The organism is Allobosea sp. GW821-FHT03A12 (assembly GCF_058986765.1).
Genome location: NZ_JBYSVZ010000006.1, coordinates 129083 through 144466, shown reverse-complemented (window position 1 = coordinate 144466; position 15384 = coordinate 129083). Strand labels below are relative to the sequence as shown.

Genomic DNA, 15384 nt, shown 5'->3' with positions numbered 1-15384 from the left:
CGAACGCGTATGGCCGACTGGACGAAGGGGCGCAGCGAGGCGCAGGCGATCACCGAGCCCTGGACGCGGCAGGGCGGGCCGGGCGGCGCCATCGTGCTGTTCGACCGCGACGGCGTGCGCGAGAGCGCCAGCGGCGGTTTCGCGGTGATCGAGCACCGCCTGCCCTTCACCCCCGACACGCAGAACCGGCTGGCCTCGATCAGCAAGCACATCTGCGCCGCGCTGCTGCTGCGCGAAGGCGTGCCGCTGGAGGGAACGCTCGGCAGCTTCATCCCGGAATTGCCCGAGGCGCTGGGCGCAGTGCCGCTCGGCCGGGCGCTCGACATGACCGGCGCGTTGCCGGACATGATGGAAGCGCTCTGGCAGCAAGGCACGCCCTTCACCGCGAGCCTCTCCGCCGGCGAGATCTTCGCAGCCGCCTGCCGCCTGCCGAGCCTCAACGCTGAGCCTGGCACCGAGATGGCCTATTCGAACACCGGCTGGCGCCTGGCGCAGGCGATCCTCGAACGCCGGACCGGCAAGGGCGCCGCGCAACTGGTCGAGGAGTTGATGGCGCCGGCCGCGCTGCCGATCCGCTTCGTCTCCGACGAGAGCGAGGTCGTTCCAGGCCTCGCCACCGGTTACTGGCACGACGGGCAGGACTGGCGGCGCGGTTTCTACGGCTTCAACTTCTCGGCTTCCGGTGGCATGGCCGGCAGCGCCGCGGGGCTGGCGCGCTGGGCGGCGGGCCTGATGGCCGGGCGCGAGCCTTATGCGGGGCTGCTCGACCGGCTCACCGCGCCGCGCCAGTTCGCCGATGGCAGCGAGAGCGGCTACCGGCTCGGCCTGGTCGCGAGCCGGCTCGGCGGCATTCGGGTCATCGGCCATGGCGGTTCGCTCACCGGCTATCGCAACCACATGCTGATGGCGCCGGAGCAGGGCGTCGGCGTCGTTGTGCTGACCAATCGCGAGGAGGATGCGCTCTGGCCGGCCTTGCGCGTGCTGGCAGCGCTCACCGGTGAAGCGCTGCCTGATGATCCGGAGAGCGTGCCGACCGGGCTCTACGCGGCCGAGGAGGGCCCGTTCTGGGCCGAGTTCGCCGGTGGCGCGATCAGCGTCATGGGCGGTTATGAGAAGCTGGTCTCGGATGGCGAAGGCGGTCTGCGCAGCCTGCCGGCCTATCTCGACATCGCCCTGAAGGCCGAGGCCGATGGCGGCTTCAGCGGCAGGATCGGCGGCGCGGCTCGCCGGCTGCTGCCGGTGCCCGCCGATACGACGTTGGACGAGCGCCTCGTCGGGCGCTGGCGCGATGACCGGCTCGGGGTCGAGATCACCATTCGGGCCGATGGCACCGCATCCTGGCCCTGGGCCGGGACGATCGGCCTCGATACACGGCTGACGCCGCTGCCCGGCGGGCGGGCGCTGGCCGATCTGAAGCACGGCCCCTGGCGGCACCGGCCTTGCTTGTGGCTGCAGGCGGACGGCAGCCTGCGCCTTGCAAGCCATCGCTCGCGCATCCTGCATTTCACCCGCATAGACCCGGAAAGCCGGCCATGACCCGATCCCGCCTCGCTGCCGCACTCATCGGAGCGGCCGCCCTGTTCCTCGCCACCGGGGCGCAGGCGCAGTCCGCGCCGAAAAACGTGCTGCGGGTGGCACCGCATGCCGATCTCAAGACGCTCGATCCCGTCGCAGCGTCGGTGCTGATTACCCGCATGCACGGGCTGATGATCTACGAGACGCTGTTCGCCTGGGACGCCAAGCTTCAGCCGAAGCCGCAGATGGTCGAGAGCTTCTCGACCTTGGACGACAAGCTCAGCTGGAGCTTCACGCTGCGGCCCGGCCTCAAATTCCATGACGGCCAGCCGGTGGCGACGCGCGACGTCATCGCCTCGCTGAAGCGCTGGATGGCGCGCGACACGATCGGCGGCAAGCTCGGCGAGTACACCGAGGGCATGACGGCGGTCGATGACCGGACCTTCGTGCTGAAGCTGAAGAAGCCGATGGCGCTGGTGCCGTTCGCGCTCGGCTCTGCGGTCGGCAACATCCCGGCGATCATGCGCGAGAGCGACGCGGCGAGCGATCCGCTGAAGCCGATCAGCGAAGCGATCGGCTCCGGCCCGTTCAGGTTCAACCGCGAGGAATGGCGCAGCGGCGCGAAGGTCGTCTACGACAGGAACCCGGACTACGTGCCGCGCTCCGAGCCGGCCGACGGGCTCGCCGGCGGGCGGATCGTCAAGGTCGACCGGGTCGAATGGCTGATCATGCCCGATCCGGCGACGGCTGCCGCGGCACTGCAGACCGGCGAGATCGATATCTGGGAGCAGCCGAGCCAGGACCTCGTGCCGATGATCTCGGCGACGAAGGAGGTCAAGGTCGAGCGCTATGCCAGCCTGCCCGATCAGGCGCTGCTGCGGCCCAACCATCTCTACCCGCCCTTCGACAATCCCAAGGCCCGGCTCGCGCTCGCCTATGCCACCGATCAGGCCGAGTTCCTGGCCGGCGGCTTCGGCGATGAGGAATGGTGGCGGCGCTGCAATTCCTACTTCATCTGCGGCAGCTCGAACGGCACTGAGGCTGGCGCCGAAGGCTTCGCCAAGCCCGATCTCGCCAAGGCCAGGCAGCTGCTGGCGGAGAGCGGCTACAAGGGCGAGCCGCTGGCGCTGATGTCGAGCATGGACATCCCCTCGATCGGCCGCATGGCGGAGGTCGCCGCCGACAGCCTACGCAAGGCCGGCTTCAACATCGACCTGCAGTTCTCCGACTGGGGCACGGTGGCGACGCGCCAGCAGAACCGCAGCGCGCCCGGCCGCGCCGGCTGGAACCTCTTCGTCACCACCATTCCCGGCGCGACCATGCAGTCGCCATTGACCAATGTCGGCACAAACATGGCGTGCGAGAAGGCCTGGGCCGGCTGGGCCTGCGATGGGCAGACCGAGAGGCTGCGCGGCGCTGTCGTCGATGCGCCTGACGAGGCAGCCCGCAAGGCGGCGGTCGAGACCTTGCATCGGCACCTCGCCGAGGTTCAGCCCTATCGGGTGCTCGGCCAGTTCGTGCAGCCCTATGCTCGGCGCGCCAATGTCGCCGGCGTGCTCGCCGCGCCGGTCATGCTGTTCTGGAACATCGAGAAGCAATGAGGGCGCCCCGGCGCCCGCGCATCCTGCGTTTCAACAATCGAGGGAGGCCCGCCATGATCCGATCCCGCCTTGTCGCCGCTCTGTTCGGGACAGCCGCGCTGCTGCTCGCCGCCGGCGCACTGGCACAGCCGGCGCCGAAGAACGTGCTGCGTGTCGCGCCGCATGCCGATCTCAAGACGCTCGATCCGGTGGCCGCCTCGATCGTGATCACCCGCATGCACGGGCTGATGATCTACGAGACCCTGTTCGCCTGGGACGCCAATCTCCAGCCCAAGCCGCAGATGGTCGAGAGCTTCTCGACCTCGGATGACAAGCTGAGCTGGACCTTCACCCTGCGGCCGGGCCTCAAATTCCATGACGGCCAGCCGGTGACGACGCGCGACGTCATCGCCTCGCTGGCGCGCTGGATGAAGCGCGACACCATCGGCGGCAAGCTCGGCGAGTACACGGAAGGCATGGAGGCGAAGGACGACAGGACCTTCGTGCTCAAGCTGAAGAAGCCGATGGCGCTGGTGCCGTTCGCGCTCGGCTCGGCTGTCGGCCAGATCCCGGTGATCATGCGCGAAGCCGACGCCGCGACCGACCCGATGAAGCCGGTGACCGAGACGATCGGCTCCGGCCCGTTCAAGTTCAACCGGGCGGAATGGCGCAGCGGCGCCAAGGTCGTCTATGACAGGAATCCTGACTATGTGCCTCGCAACGAGCCGGCCGACGGGCTCGCCGGCGGGCGCGTCGTCAAGGTCGATCGCGTCGAGTGGCTGATCATGCCCGACCCGGCAACGGCCGCGGCGGCGCTGCAGACCGGCGAGATCGACATCTGGGAGCAGCCGAGCCAGGACCTGATCCCGGTGGTCGCGGCGGCCAAGGACGTCAAGGTCGAGCGCTATTCCAACCTCGCCAACCAGGTGATGCTGCGGCCGAACAGCCTGCATCCGCCCTTCGACAATCCGAAGGCGCGGCTCGCTTTGGCCTATGCCACCGACCAGGCCGAGTTCCTCGCCGGCGGCTTCGGCGACGAGGAATGGTGGAAGCGCTGCGCCGCCTATTTCATCTGCGGTGCGCCCAACGGCACGCAGGCCGGAACGGAGGGTTACGCCAAGCCCGATCTGGAGAAGGCGAAGCAGTTGCTGGCCGAGGCCGGCTACAAGGGCGAGAAGCTGGTGCTGACGACCAGCAACGACATCGCTGCGATCGGCCGGATGGCCGAGGTCGCCGCCGCTCAGCTGAAGAAGATCGGCGTCACCGTCGATGTCCAGTTCTCGGACTGGGGCACCGTCACCACCCGCCAGCAGAACAAGAGCCCGCCGGACCAGGGCGGCTGGAACCTGTTCGTCACCTATGCCTCAGGCGCGACCATGCAGTCGCCGATGACCAATATCGGCACCAACATGGCCTGCGAGAAGGCCTGGGCCGGCTGGCCCTGCGATGCCGAGGCCGAAAAGCTGCGTGGCGCGGTGGTCGATGCGCCCGACGATGCTGCCCGCAAGGCGGCGGTCGAGGCATTGCACAAGCGCCTGGCCGAGATGCAGCCCTATCGCGTGCTCGGCCAGTTCGACCAGCCCTATGCCCGGCGCGCCAATGTCTCTGGCGTGCTGGCGGCTCCGGTCATGCTGTTCTGGAACATCGAGAAGAAGTGAGGCCGGGGCGGCGTTAACCGGTTCCTGACCGATTGCGGACGAGACTTAAGGGAACGATTCGCCTTCTAGTCTCGTGAGACGCGTAATGGGTCAGGTTCTGCAGTTCCGCCAGTTGAAGCCGCAGCTCGCCGCAAGCGATGGCGATGCGCTCGACTTGATGTCGGCGATCGACTTCGCCTTGCGCGATCTCGCCGACATCACCCCGCATATCCTGCACGAGCCGAGCCGCGAACAGGCTCGGCAATGCCGGCAGATGCTGCAGGACGCCTTCGACGCGGCGCTGCAGGCCGGCTGAATTCAGTCTCGCCTGACGTCGACGACATAACCTTCGTCATTGACGACGACGCGGATGTCGTCGCCCTCGTCGTCGGTGCCCGAGACGATCCAGACGCCGCGACGGCGGCTGACGTTCTCGACATCGACCAAGCCGCGGCGGCGGGCGATGCGCACCGCTTCGCGCCGGCTGATGCCGTAATCCTGATCGTCTTCATCGTAAGCCGGCGCTGGCGGCCGAGGCCCGCGCGGCGGCGGTGGAGCAACATCCGGCACGGGGGCGGGCAGGGGGACAGGCGGGGGAACGGCTCGCGGCGGCGCTCCCACGCCACCGCTCAAGGCCTGGGCGAGGGCCGATCCCGCCGGAGCGAGGCCGAGGCAGGCGGTGAGGACGAAGCGACGGGTCAGCATGGCCGATCTCCAGAAGAGGCTTGCCTTGCGTAAGCAGCGATTGGGACGGAATCGGGACGGGATTGCGGGTGAGGCTGGCCTGTGACAGGCATCGCCAAAGCCATCCGGCAAAAGCGCGCAGCGGTTTTGCGTCCGGAATTGCGCGAGATGGAGTGACGAGAGGGATGCGGCGCATGCAGCCAGCCTGGGCGATCGGCCTGATGACCGGAACGGTCCTCGACGGCAATATCGACATCGCGGCGATCCGCACGGACGGTGCTGTCGTCGCTGAGTTCGGCCCCTGGCGGCTTTCGCCCTATCGCCAGGAGGTCCGTGACTTGCTGGCCGAAGCGGTCCAAGCGGCGCTGGCCTGGCGCTTCGAGGGGCCGGAGCCGGCGATCTTTGCGCAGGCTGAGCACGCTCTGACGTTGGCGCAAGGCGAGGCCGTCGCCGAGTTCCTCGCCGCCGAGGGCATCGCTGCGAGCGAGGTCGCGGCGATCGGCTTCCATGGCCAGACCGTGCTGCATCGCGCTCCGACCAAAGAGCGCAAGGGCGATACCCGCCAGCTTGGCGACGGCGCCTTGATGGCGCAGCAGCTTGGTATCGACGTCGTCTACGATTTCCGCACCGCCGATGTCCGGGCAGGCGGCCAGGGCGCGCCGCTGGTCGCGAGCTACCATGCCGCACTGATGCGCAGCATCGGGGCGGGGCAGGAGACCGCCGCGCTCAATCTTGGCGGCGTCGGCAATCTCAGCGCCTTCGCCGATGCCGAATGCGTGCTCGCCTTCGATACCGGCCCCGGCAATGCGCCGCTCAACGACTGGATCAAGCAACACGGCAAGGGCGAGATGGATCGCGACGGCGCCTTCTCGCTGGCCGGAGCGGTCGACGAAGCCCGGCTCGTGCGCCTGCTCGAGCATCGCTACCTGTTCGCGCCCTATCCGAAATCGCTCGATCGCTACGACTTCACCGCCGCCATGGCCGAGGGCCTTGCCTTCGAGGACGGGGCGGCGACGCTGACCGCCTTCACCGCCGGTGCTGTGGGGCGCGGGCTCGACCTGCTGCCGGTCAGGCCGGAACGGCTGATCGTCTGCGGTGGTGGTCGGCGCAACCCGGCAATCATGGCGGCGCTCAATGCCCGCACCGGCGCCGAGGCGATTCCGGCCGAGGCGGTCGGCTGGCGCGGCGATGCGATCGAGGCGGAGTGCTTCGCCTTCCTCGCCATGCGCCGCAAGGCCGGCCTGCCGATCTCCTTTCCTTTGACCACCGGGGTGGCGGAGCCGATGACGGGCGGGCGGATCGCGCCCGGGCGTTGACGGCGCGCGCCGGCAGGGGTTCAAGGGCGGCATGAGCAAGTTCGCCTTCGAGCCCCTCGCCATTCCGGCCGTCATGCTGATCCGGCCGAAGAAATTCGGCGATGCGCGCGGCTACTTCATGGAAACCTACAGCACCGAGGCCTTCGCGGCGGCCGGCATCGATGCCGTCTTCATCCAGGACAACCAGTCGCTCTCGGCGGCGCGCGGCGTGGTGCGCGGCCTGCATTTCCAGGCTCCGCCTGCGGCGCAGGCCAAGCTCGTCAGGGTGCTTAAGGGCGCGATCTTCGACGTCGCCGTCGATATCCGCCTGGGATCGCCGAGCTATGGGACGTGGTGTGCGGCGACGCTCACCGCCGAAGGAGCCGAGCAGCTCTACGTGCCGCGTGGCTTCGCCCATGGCTTCTGCACGCTCGAAGCAGGCACCGAGGTCGTCTACAAGGTCGACGGCCCCTATGCGCCACAGACCGAGGGTGGCATCGCCTGGAACGATTCCGTGCTTGCGATCGACTGGCCGGTCGCGGCCGCCGAGGCGCAGCTCTCCGGCAAGGACGCCGTCCTCCCGGGCTTCACCGGTTTCGCCAGCCCGTTTCGCTATGAGGCCCAGCTGTGAAGCGCTATCTCGTCACTGGCGGCGCCGGCTTCATCGGCTCGGCCGTGGTGCGTCATCTGATCCGGCAGACGCCGCATCAGGTGCTGGTCGTCGACAAGCTGACCTATGCCGGCAACCGCGACAATCTCGAACCCGTCTCGAACGATCCCCGGCTGGCGTTCCTCCAGGCCGACATCGGCGACCAGGCCGCGATACAGCGGGCCTTTGCCGAATTCCGCCCTGACATCGTCATGCACCTCGCCGCCGAAAGCCATGTCGACCGCTCGATCGACGGGCCGGCCGCCTTCATCGAGACCAATATCGTCGGCTCTTTCTTGCTGCTTCAGGAGGCGCTGCGGCACTGGCGCGCGCTGCCGCCGGCCGAGCAGGCGAGCTTCCGCTTCCACCAGATCTCGACCGACGAGGTCTTTGGCTCGCTCGGCGAGGACGGGCTGTTCAGCGAGACCTCGCCCTATCAGCCGAACTCGCCCTATTCGGCCTCGAAGGCAGCCTCGGACCATCTGGTGCGAGCCTGGCACCACACTTATGGCTTGCCGGTCGTGCTCTCGAACTGCTCGAACAATTACGGGCCCTATCACTTCCCCGAGAAGCTGATCCCGCTGATGATCCTCAATGCGCTCGAAGGCAAGGACCTGCCGGTCTATGGCTCGGGGGCCCAGATCCGCGACTGGCTGCATGTCGAGGACCATGCCCGCGCGCTCGCTCTGATCGCCGAAAGCGGCCGGATTGGCGAGAGCTACAATGTCGGCGGCTCGGCCGAGCGCAGCAATCTGGAGGTCGTCAAGGCGATCTGCGCGCTGATGGACGAGCTCGTGCCCGATGCCGCGATCGGCTCGCGCGAGAGCCTGATCCGCTTCGTCGCCGACCGGCCGGGCCATGACCAGCGCTATGCGATCGATGCCAGCAAGATCGAGCGCGAGCTCGGCTGGCGGCCGCAGGAAAGCTTCGAAAGCGGGCTGCGCAACACCGTCCAGTGGTATCTGGAGAACCGCGACTGGTGGGGCCGAATCCGCTCCGGCGTCTATCGCGGCGAGCGGCTCGGCGCCGGCTGAATTCCTGCGCGGGCGGCGGCCTCTGGAACCGGCCCGCGGCAGCCATCGAGAAAAACACGCGCCCCAAGCCCGGCTCCTTGCGGAAGCGGGCATCCCACCGACCCTATGCGCGTGATCGTGTTCGCTGCGCCCTCAGACGGCGCAGCAGGCGTGAGCCTTCGGCTTGTCCTCGTATTCGTCGTGGCGCCTGACGAAGCTCAGCGTCGAATCCTCGTTGCGGCCCTTCGGCGCGCGATCCAGGATCATCAGCGTCGTCAGCATCTCCTCGCCGCCGCGGGCATAGCCCGAATAGGTGTGGAAGACCTCGCCCGCTTCGTTGCGGATGAAGGAGCTGAGGCCGGGCAATTCGTCATGCGCCTGCTCCGACGGCGTCTTTGTGAAGTTGTAGAGCACCGCGCCTTGGGCGAGCTCCTCCTTGGTGAAGGAGGCCTGGTAGTCGAAGTTGAAGTCGCTACCGAAGGATGAGACCCAGGGCACGCTCCAGCCCATGCGCGCCTTGTAGGTTTCGATCTTGGCGAGCGGCGCGCGCGAGACCATCACCAGCGTGACGTCGTGGTTGTTGAGATGCGCCAGCGTGCCGCCGAGATGGTCGGCTATGAAGGAGCAGCCGGGGCAGCCCGCCTCCCAATCCGGCCCGAACATGAAATGATAGACCACCAGCTGGCTGCGGCCGTCGAACAGCTCGGCCAGCGTCTTCTTGCCTGCAGGCGTGTCGAACACGTAATCCTTGTCGACCTTGACCCAGGGCAAAGCGAGGCGCTCGGCATTGATCTCGTCGCGCAGCCGGGTGAACTCCTTCTCGCGGGCGAGCAGGGCCTTGCGCGCATCCAGCCAGTCGGAACGGGAAACCACCTGATGCTCCATCACCGCCTCCTTGCAGCATCCAGCTACCCAGCCTAAGCTGGATGCGTTGATATCAACATATCTGAACGATGTCAAAATCACTGGAAGCACCCATCGAATCCCTCGTTCCCTTCGCCACGACGCTGCATGTGCGCGACCATTGCCTCTGCCTGCATGTCCAGCGGGCGGCACGGACGCTGGCGCGATTGTTCGACGAGGCGCTGCGCCCGGTCGACCTGACCAATCAGCAATTCTCCCTCCTGATGTCGCTCAACCGGCCGGAGCCGCCGCCGATCGGCCCGGTCGCCAACCTGCTCGGCATGGACCGGACGACGCTGACCGCGGCGCTGAAGCCGCTGGAGCGCCGCGGCCTCGTCGTCGTGACCGCCGGCGAGAAGGACCGCCGCAGCCGGCTCCTGGCAATTACGCCGGAGGGAATTGAGCTGCTCGCCAAGGCGCTGCCGATCTGGCAGCGCACGCATGATGCGGTCGATGCCCGCCTCGGCGATTTCGAACCGGCCAAGCTCAGGCAGGCGCTTCAGGCCGTGTCATAGCCCTGCCATATCGTCCCGGCCCAGTTGGCTGGCCTTCCGACAGATGATCCGACCCGAGGAGCACCAAATGCCCCAGATGATCTTCGTCAACCTGCCGGTGAAGGACCTCGACAAGTCGAAGGCCTTTTTCGCGGCGCTCGGCTTCTCCTTCAATCCGCAATTCACCGACGACACCGCCGCCTGCATGGTGATCAGCGACACCATCTTCGTGATGCTGCTGACCCATGAGAAGTTCAAAAGCTTCTCGCCGAAGCCGATCGCCGACACCAGCCAGGTGCTGCAGGTCCTGCTCACGCTCTCGCGCGAAAGCCGCGAGGCGGTCGATGCGACCGTCGCGGCGGCGCTTGCCGCCGGCGGGACGACGACCGATGAGCCGCAGGACTACGGCTTCATGTACGACCACAGCTTTCTGGATCTCGACGGCCATGCCTGGGGCGTGATGTGGATGGACCCGAGCGTGGTCCAGGGGTAGCGAGCAGCACTTTCCCGTCATGGTCGGGCTTGTCCCGACCATCCACGTCTTCCTTCCTGCAACGTGGCGTTCAAGACGTGGATGCTCGCCACGAGAGCGAGCATGACGAACTGGAATGGCGTCGCAGCGGCAACTTCAGTCAGTAGCGGCTCCGTAAAGATCGGGGGCGCGGCATTGCTGCCGCGCCCCTTTCGCGCTGTTGAGCCGGGAGGAGGGGGCTCAGCCGCGCTTGGGAGGAGACGCTGGCCAGCTCTTGATCAGCGTGTCGTAGTCGATCGTCTCGCCCTTCGGCTTCTCGTTGGCGAGCTTGCGTTGCGGCGCGATCGTGCCGGCCTTTTCCGCCTTGGAGAACCACTCCTCGGCCGAGGTCTTCGGGTTGAGCTTCGGCCCGCAATCGCCCTGCACGCCCGAGCGCTCCAGGCGCTCCATCACCGAGTCCTGCGCCGCGGCGAGGGCATCCATCGCCGCTTGCGGCGTCTTGGCGCCGGAGGAGGCGTCGCCGATATTCTGCCACCAGAGCTGGGCGAGGCGCGGATAATCCGGGACGTTGTTGCCGGTCGGGGTCCACTGCACGCGCGCCGGCGAGCGGTAGAACTCGATCAGCCCGCCGAGCTGCGGGGCGCGCTCGGTGAAGCTCTTGTCCCAGATGTCGCTCTCGCGGATGAAGGTCAGGCCGACATGGCTCTTCTTCAGGCTGACCGACTTGGAGACGATGAACTGCAGGTAGAGCCAGGCCGCCTTGCGCCGGTCGACCGGGGTCGAGTTGAGCAGCGTGGCGGAGCCGGCGTCCTGGTAGCCGAGCTTCATGCCGTCCTTCCAGTAGGCGCCCTTGGGCGAGGGGGCCATCCGCCATTTCGGCTTGCCGTCCGAATTCATCACCGGCAGGCCGGGCTTGACCATGTCGGCGGTGAAGGCGGTGTACCAGAAGATCTGCTGGGCGATGGTGCCTTGCGCCGGCACCGGGCCCGACTCGCCGAAGGTCATGCCCTGCGCCTGCGGCGGCGCATATTTCTTCAGCCAGTCGACATATTTGACGATCGAGTAGACTGCAGCCGGGCCATTTGTGTCGCCGCCGCGCTCGATCGAGGAGCCGACCGGGCGGCAGCCTTCCATGCGGATGCCCCATTCGTCGACCGGCAGGCCGTTCGGGATGCCCTTGTCGCCGTTGCCGGCCATGGAGAGCCAGGCATCGGTGAAGCGCCAGCCGAGCGAGGGGTCCTTCTTGCCATAGTCCATATGGCCGTAGACCTTGGTGCCGTCGACTTCCTTGACGTCGTTGGTGAAGAACTCGGCGATGTCCTCATAGGCCGACCAGTTCACCGGCACGCCGAGATCGTAGCCGTATTTGGCCTTGAACTTCTCCTTGAGGTCGGCGCGCTGGAACCAGTCGTAGCGGAACCAGTAGAGGTTCGCGAACTGCTGCACCGGCAGCTGGTAGAGCTTGCCGTCGGGGGCGGTGCCGAAGGACTTGCCGATGAAGTCGTCGACGTCGAGACCGGGATTGGTGACGTCCTTGCCCGGGCCCGCCATCCAGTCGGTCAGGTTGGTCGCCTGCTTGTAGCGGAAATGCGTGCCGATCAGGTCGGAATCGTTGATCCAGCCATCATAGATGTTCTTGCCGGACTGCATCTGCGTCTGGATCTTCTCGACGACGTCACCTTCCTGGATGATGTCGTGCGTCAGCTTGATCCCGGTGATCTCGCTGAAGGCCTTGGCCAGGACCTTGGACTCGTATTCATGCGTGGTGATCGTCTCCGAGACGATGTTGATCTCCATGCCGGCGAAGGGCTTCGCCGCGTTGATGAACCATTCCATCTCCTTCATCTGCTCTTCCTTGGAGAGCGTAGAGGGCTGGAACTCGCTGTCGATCCATTTGCGGGCTTCCTCGGGGCCGGCGAGGGCCGGTCCGGCGGCGAGCGTCAGCGCGAACAGGCTGGCGCCGGAAAGGCTGGTAAGGGTCCTGCTGAGCGTCGTCATCGTTGTCCTCCGACGTTTCCCTTGGGGTGCCGCCCGTTCTTCCGGGTCGGTCGTTTCTTGTTCTTGGGCCAGCCTCCTCAGACGAAGCGGAACACCGCTGCGGCATAGAGGAGCGCGAGGCCGGATGCCCACCACAGCGGCTGGCCGACGAGACCGAGCCAGGCGAGGTGAATGAAGGCGCTGCCGAGCAGCGAGATGAAGAGCCGGTCGCCGCGGGTGGTGGCGATCCCCAGCACCCCGACCCGCTCGGTCTCGGGCCGGAAGATCGCGAGCAGGGTCAGGACCAGGAGGAGGCTGGCGATGCCGGCGAAGAAGACGCCGGTCTGCCAGGTCCAGGCCATCCAGGCGAGTTCCATCACACCCTCCCCAGGGCGAAGCCCTTGGCGATGTAGTTGCGGACGAACCAGATCACGAGCGCGCCGGGGATCAGCGTCAGCACGCCCGCCGCGGCGAGCACGCCCCAGTCCATGCCGGCGGCCGAGACCGTTCTGGTCATGGTCGCGGCGATCGGCTTGGCGCTGACGCTGGTCAGCGTGCGCGCCAGCAAGAGCTCGACCCAGGAAAACATGAAGCAGAAGAAGGCGGCGACGCCGATGCCGGAGGCGATCAGCGGCATGAAGATCTTCACGAAGAAGCGCGGGAAGGAATAGCCGTCGATCGCCGCGGTCTCGTCGATTTCGCGCGGCACGCCGGACATGAAGCCTTCGAGGATCCAGACCGCCAGCGGCACATTGAACAGACAATGGGCGAGGGCGACCGCGAGCGGCGTATCGAACAGGCCGATCGCCGAATAGAGGTTGAAGAAGGGCAGGGCGAACACCGCCGGCGGCGCCATCCGGTTCGAGAGCAGCCAGAAGAACAGGTGCTTGTCGCCGAGGAAGCGGTAGCGCGAGAAGGCGTAGGCCGCCGGCAGCGCGAAGGCGAGCGAGAGCAGCGTGTTAAGTGCGACGTACTGCAGCGAGTTGATGTAGCCGTTGTACCAGCTCGGGTCGGTGAAGATCTTGGCGTAGTTGTCGAAGGTGAAAGTCCGCGGCCAGAGCGTCAGCTGGCTGGTGATCTCGGTGTTGGTCTTGAAGCTCATGTTGACGAGCCAATAGATCGGCAACATCAGCGCGATGAGGTAGAGGGCAAGGATCAGCCGGCCGCCGCGCATCAGCCCCTCCCCGCTTCGGAGTCGGCCCGCGCATCGGCGGTGGTCATCACCGTGTAGAACACCCAGCAGACCGCGAGGATGATCAGATTGTAGACGATCGAGAGCGCCGCGGCCTTGCCGAGGTCGAACTGGCCCAGCGCCAGCTTCACCAGTTCGATCGAGAGGAAGGTCGTCGAATTGCCGGGGCCGCCGCCGGTGACGACGAAGGGTTCGGTATAGATCATGAACGAGTCCATGAAGCGCAGCAGCACGGCGATCAGAAGCACGCGGTTCATCTTCGGCAGCTGGATGGTGCGGAACACGGCCCAGCGCGAGGCGCCGTCGATGCGCGCCGCCTGGTAATAGGCGTCCGGGATCGACTTCAGGCCGGCATAGCAGAGCAGCGCGACCAGCGAGGTCCAGTGCCAGACATCCATCACGACGATGGTGAACCAGGCGGCGACCGGGTCGGAGACGTAGTTGTAGCGGATGCCAAGGCCGTTCACCGCCGCGCCGAACAGGCCGATGTCGCCGCGTGCGAAGATCTGCCAGATCGTGCCGACGACGTTCCACGGGATCAGCAGCGGCAGCGCCATCAGGACGAGGGTGGCCGAGACCGTCCAGCCCTGGCGCGGCATCGACAGCGCGACCAAGATGCCGAGCGGGATCTCGATCGCGAGGATGATCGCGGAGAAGGCGAGGTTGCGCCAGAGCGAGTCGTAGAAGCGCGAGCCGAGATCGCTCTTCGGGTCGAGCAGTTCGGCGAACCAGCCAACGCCGTTCCAGAAGAACTGGTTGTTGCCGAAGGAATCCTGGACCGAGTAATTGACCACCGTCATCAGCGGGATCACCGCCGAGAAGGCGACGATCAGCAGCACCGGCAGGACGAGCAGCCAGGCCTTCTGGTTGACCGGCTTCATGGCTGGCCTCCCGGAAGCGCTTCACCCTTCACCAGATGGCCGTCGCTGTAGATGTGGATCTGGCCAGCTTGCAGTGCCAGCGCCGCCTGATCTCCGTCGAAGCTCGCGCCCTCAGGCACGCTCGCGGCGAGCTTGAGGCCATCGAGCTCGACGCGGGCGATGCGGGCGCGGCCGATATCATCAATCCTGGCGATCCTGACCGGCAGGCCGTCGCCGCGCGGACGAAGCATCGCATATTCCGGCCGGATGCCGAGCTCGACCTTGCCGGCGAGTGCCGGATAGTGTCGAGCCAGTGCGATCTCCTGTCCGGCGAGGCTGGCTTGCGCGCCCTCGACCTTGCAGGGCAGCACGTTCATGCCGGGCGAGCCGATGAAATGGCCGACGAAGGTGTGGGCGGGATGCTGGAACAGCTCCTCGGGCGTGCCGGTCTGCACCACGCCGCCATCATGCATCACCACCACCGTGTCGGCGAAGGTCAGCGCCTCGGTCTGGTCATGGGTGACGTAGATCATGGTGAGGTCGAGCTTGCGGTGCAGCTCCTTCAGCATCGAGCGCAATTGCCATTTCAGATGCGGGTCGATGACGGTCAGCGGCTCGTCGAACAGGATCGCGGCGACGTCGGGCCTGACCAGTCCGCGCCCGAGCGAGATCTTCTGCTTGGCGTCGGCGCCGAGCCGGCTCGCCTTGCGGTCGAGCGCCGAGGTGAGGTCGAGCAGGCCGGCGATCTCGGCGACGCGAGCCTCGATCTGCGCCCGCGGAACGCCGCGGTTCTTCAGGGGGAAGGCGAGGTTCTCGCGCACCGTCATCGTGTCGTAGACGACCGGGAACTGGAAGACCTGGGCGATGTTGCGCGCCTCGGTCGGCAACTGCGTCACGTCCTTGTCGTCGAACAGGATGCGCCCGCGCGTCGGCACGACGAGGCCGGAGATGATGTTGAGCAGCGTGGTCTTGCCGCAGCCGGAGGGGCCGAGCAGGGCGTAAGCGCCGCCCTGGCGCCAGACATGGTCGACCTCGCGCAGGGCATAGTCCTGCGGTCCCTGCGGATTGGGCTTGTAGGAATGGGCCAGCTTGTCGAGCGTGATCCTGGCCATC

The 15384-nt window shown here is 66.8% G+C and carries 16 protein-coding genes; 9 read left to right on the top strand and 7 right to left on the bottom strand.

Annotation, left to right across the window (positions count from 1 at the left end; translation table 11 throughout):
• Nucleotides 1-9: 9 nt before the first annotated feature.
• The 4 genes from AC3WLC_RS23010 to AC3WLC_RS22995 all read left to right on the top strand — a co-directional run bounded on the left by AC3WLC_RS23010 (nt 10) and on the right by AC3WLC_RS22995 (nt 5048).
• On the top strand, nt 10-1536 hold the full coding sequence (locus AC3WLC_RS23010) for a serine hydrolase domain-containing protein (RefSeq protein ID WP_493686238.1): 1527 nt from the start codon (nt 10-12) through the stop codon (nt 1534-1536).
• Nucleotides 1533-3116, top strand: a complete 1584-nt coding sequence (locus tag AC3WLC_RS23005) for an ABC transporter substrate-binding protein (protein ID WP_493686237.1) — start codon at nt 1533-1535, stop codon at nt 3114-3116. The genes AC3WLC_RS23010 and AC3WLC_RS23005 overlap by 4 nt, the downstream gene beginning before the upstream one ends.
• A 53-nt stretch (nt 3117-3169) precedes the next feature.
• On the top strand, nt 3170-4753 hold the full coding sequence (locus AC3WLC_RS23000) for an ABC transporter substrate-binding protein (protein WP_493686236.1): 1584 nt from the start codon (nt 3170-3172) through the stop codon (nt 4751-4753).
• An 85-nt stretch (nt 4754-4838) separates the two neighbouring features.
• The gene (locus tag AC3WLC_RS22995; RefSeq protein ID WP_346361776.1) at nt 4839-5048 is read left to right on the top strand and encodes a hypothetical protein; all 210 of its coding nucleotides are present in this window, start codon (nt 4839-4841) and stop codon (nt 5046-5048) included.
• Between the two features lie 2 nt (nt 5049-5050).
• Here AC3WLC_RS22995 and AC3WLC_RS22990 read toward each other — a convergent pair whose 3' ends face one another.
• Nucleotides 5051-5437, bottom strand: coding sequence for a hypothetical protein (locus tag AC3WLC_RS22990; RefSeq protein WP_346361777.1), 387 nt, complete (start codon nt 5435-5437; stop codon nt 5051-5053).
• A gap of 173 nt (nt 5438-5610) precedes the next feature.
• Between AC3WLC_RS22990 and AC3WLC_RS22985 the strand changes: the two genes are divergently transcribed.
• Genes AC3WLC_RS22985 through rfbB form a run of 3 tightly spaced genes read left to right on the top strand, consistent with a single transcriptional unit; the run spans nt 5611 to nt 8394 of the window.
• Nucleotides 5611-6732, top strand: a complete 1122-nt coding sequence (locus AC3WLC_RS22985; protein WP_493686235.1) for an anhydro-N-acetylmuramic acid kinase — start codon at nt 5611-5613, stop codon at nt 6730-6732.
• A 31-nt stretch (nt 6733-6763) separates the two neighbouring features.
• Nucleotides 6764-7342 (top strand): dTDP-4-dehydrorhamnose 3,5-epimerase, encoded by a 579-nt coding sequence (gene rfbC / locus AC3WLC_RS22980; protein WP_493686234.1) that lies wholly within the window; start codon nt 6764-6766, stop codon nt 7340-7342.
• Nucleotides 7339-8394 carry a dTDP-glucose 4,6-dehydratase gene (gene rfbB, locus AC3WLC_RS22975; protein WP_493686233.1) on the top strand — a complete coding sequence of 352 codons (1056 nt, stop codon included), beginning with the start codon at nt 7339-7341 and terminating at the stop codon, nt 8392-8394. The genes rfbC and rfbB overlap by 4 nt, the downstream gene beginning before the upstream one ends.
• A gap of 132 nt (nt 8395-8526) precedes the next feature.
• Here the strand turns inward: rfbB and AC3WLC_RS22970 are convergent, their stop codons facing one another.
• Nucleotides 8527-9258, bottom strand: coding sequence for a DUF899 domain-containing protein (locus tag AC3WLC_RS22970; protein WP_493686231.1), 732 nt, complete (start codon nt 9256-9258; stop codon nt 8527-8529).
• A 68-nt stretch (nt 9259-9326) separates the two neighbouring features.
• Here AC3WLC_RS22970 and AC3WLC_RS22965 point away from each other — a divergent pair, with 68 nt between their 5' ends.
• Both AC3WLC_RS22965 and AC3WLC_RS22960 read left to right on the top strand, forming a co-directional pair.
• Nucleotides 9327-9791 (top strand): MarR family winged helix-turn-helix transcriptional regulator, encoded by a 465-nt coding sequence (locus tag AC3WLC_RS22965; RefSeq protein WP_493686230.1) that lies wholly within the window; start codon nt 9327-9329, stop codon nt 9789-9791.
• A gap of 67 nt (nt 9792-9858) precedes the next feature.
• The gene (locus tag AC3WLC_RS22960; protein ID WP_493686229.1) at nt 9859-10263 is read left to right on the top strand and encodes a VOC family protein; all 405 of its coding nucleotides are present in this window, start codon (nt 9859-9861) and stop codon (nt 10261-10263) included.
• Nucleotides 10264-10482: 219 nt separating this feature from the next.
• Here AC3WLC_RS22960 and AC3WLC_RS22955 read toward each other — a convergent pair whose 3' ends face one another.
• The 5 genes from AC3WLC_RS22955 to AC3WLC_RS22935 all read right to left on the bottom strand — a co-directional run bounded on the left by AC3WLC_RS22955 (nt 10483) and on the right by AC3WLC_RS22935 (nt 15383).
• Nucleotides 10483-12240, bottom strand: a complete 1758-nt coding sequence (locus AC3WLC_RS22955) for an ABC transporter substrate-binding protein (protein ID WP_493686228.1) — start codon at nt 12238-12240, stop codon at nt 10483-10485.
• 77 nt (nt 12241-12317) lie between these two features.
• Nucleotides 12318-12596, bottom strand: a complete 279-nt coding sequence (locus AC3WLC_RS22950; protein ID WP_493686227.1) for a DUF2160 domain-containing protein — start codon at nt 12594-12596, stop codon at nt 12318-12320.
• On the bottom strand, nt 12596-13393 hold the full coding sequence (locus tag AC3WLC_RS22945; RefSeq protein WP_493686226.1) for a carbohydrate ABC transporter permease: 798 nt from the start codon (nt 13391-13393) through the stop codon (nt 12596-12598). Before AC3WLC_RS22945 ends, AC3WLC_RS22950 begins: the two co-directional genes overlap by 1 nt.
• Nucleotides 13393-14292, bottom strand: a complete 900-nt coding sequence (locus AC3WLC_RS22940) for a carbohydrate ABC transporter permease (protein WP_377012682.1) — start codon at nt 14290-14292, stop codon at nt 13393-13395. The genes AC3WLC_RS22945 and AC3WLC_RS22940 overlap by 1 nt, the downstream gene beginning before the upstream one ends.
• Entirely contained in the window at nt 14289-15383 is a 1095-nt protein-coding gene (locus AC3WLC_RS22935) for an ABC transporter ATP-binding protein (RefSeq protein WP_493686225.1), read from the bottom strand. Before AC3WLC_RS22935 ends, AC3WLC_RS22940 begins: the two co-directional genes overlap by 4 nt.
• Between the last annotated feature and the right edge of the window lies 1 nt (nt 15384).

Excerpts from the sequence above, each read along its gene's own strand:
- AC3WLC_RS23010 (WP_493686238.1), top strand. The coding sequence starts at position 10 with ATGGCCGACTGGACGAAGGGGCGCAGCGAGGCGCAGGCGATCACCGAG.
- AC3WLC_RS23005 (WP_493686237.1), top strand. The coding sequence starts at position 1,533 with ATGACCCGATCCCGCCTCGCTGCCGCACTCATCGGAGCGGCCGCCCTG.
- AC3WLC_RS23000 (WP_493686236.1), top strand. The coding sequence starts at position 3,170 with ATGATCCGATCCCGCCTTGTCGCCGCTCTGTTCGGGACAGCCGCGCTG.
- AC3WLC_RS22995 (WP_346361776.1), top strand. The coding sequence starts at position 4,839 with ATGGGTCAGGTTCTGCAGTTCCGCCAGTTGAAGCCGCAGCTCGCCGCA.
- AC3WLC_RS22990 (WP_346361777.1), bottom strand. The coding sequence starts at position 5,437 with ATGCTGACCCGTCGCTTCGTCCTCACCGCCTGCCTCGGCCTCGCTCCG.
- AC3WLC_RS22985 (WP_493686235.1), top strand. The coding sequence starts at position 5,611 with ATGCAGCCAGCCTGGGCGATCGGCCTGATGACCGGAACGGTCCTCGAC.
- rfbC (WP_493686234.1), top strand. The coding sequence starts at position 6,764 with ATGAGCAAGTTCGCCTTCGAGCCCCTCGCCATTCCGGCCGTCATGCTG.
- AC3WLC_RS22970 (WP_493686231.1), bottom strand. The coding sequence starts at position 9,258 with ATGGAGCATCAGGTGGTTTCCCGTTCCGACTGGCTGGATGCGCGCAAG.
- AC3WLC_RS22965 (WP_493686230.1), top strand. The coding sequence starts at position 9,327 with ATGTCAAAATCACTGGAAGCACCCATCGAATCCCTCGTTCCCTTCGCC.
- AC3WLC_RS22960 (WP_493686229.1), top strand. The coding sequence starts at position 9,859 with ATGCCCCAGATGATCTTCGTCAACCTGCCGGTGAAGGACCTCGACAAG.
- AC3WLC_RS22955 (WP_493686228.1), bottom strand. The coding sequence starts at position 12,240 with ATGACGACGCTCAGCAGGACCCTTACCAGCCTTTCCGGCGCCAGCCTG.
- AC3WLC_RS22950 (WP_493686227.1), bottom strand. The coding sequence starts at position 12,596 with ATGGAACTCGCCTGGATGGCCTGGACCTGGCAGACCGGCGTCTTCTTC.
- AC3WLC_RS22945 (WP_493686226.1), bottom strand. The coding sequence starts at position 13,393 with ATGCGCGGCGGCCGGCTGATCCTTGCCCTCTACCTCATCGCGCTGATG.
- AC3WLC_RS22940 (WP_377012682.1), bottom strand. The coding sequence starts at position 14,292 with ATGAAGCCGGTCAACCAGAAGGCCTGGCTGCTCGTCCTGCCGGTGCTG.
- AC3WLC_RS22935 (WP_493686225.1), bottom strand. The coding sequence starts at position 15,383 with ATGGCCAGGATCACGCTCGACAAGCTGGCCCATTCCTACAAGCCCAAT.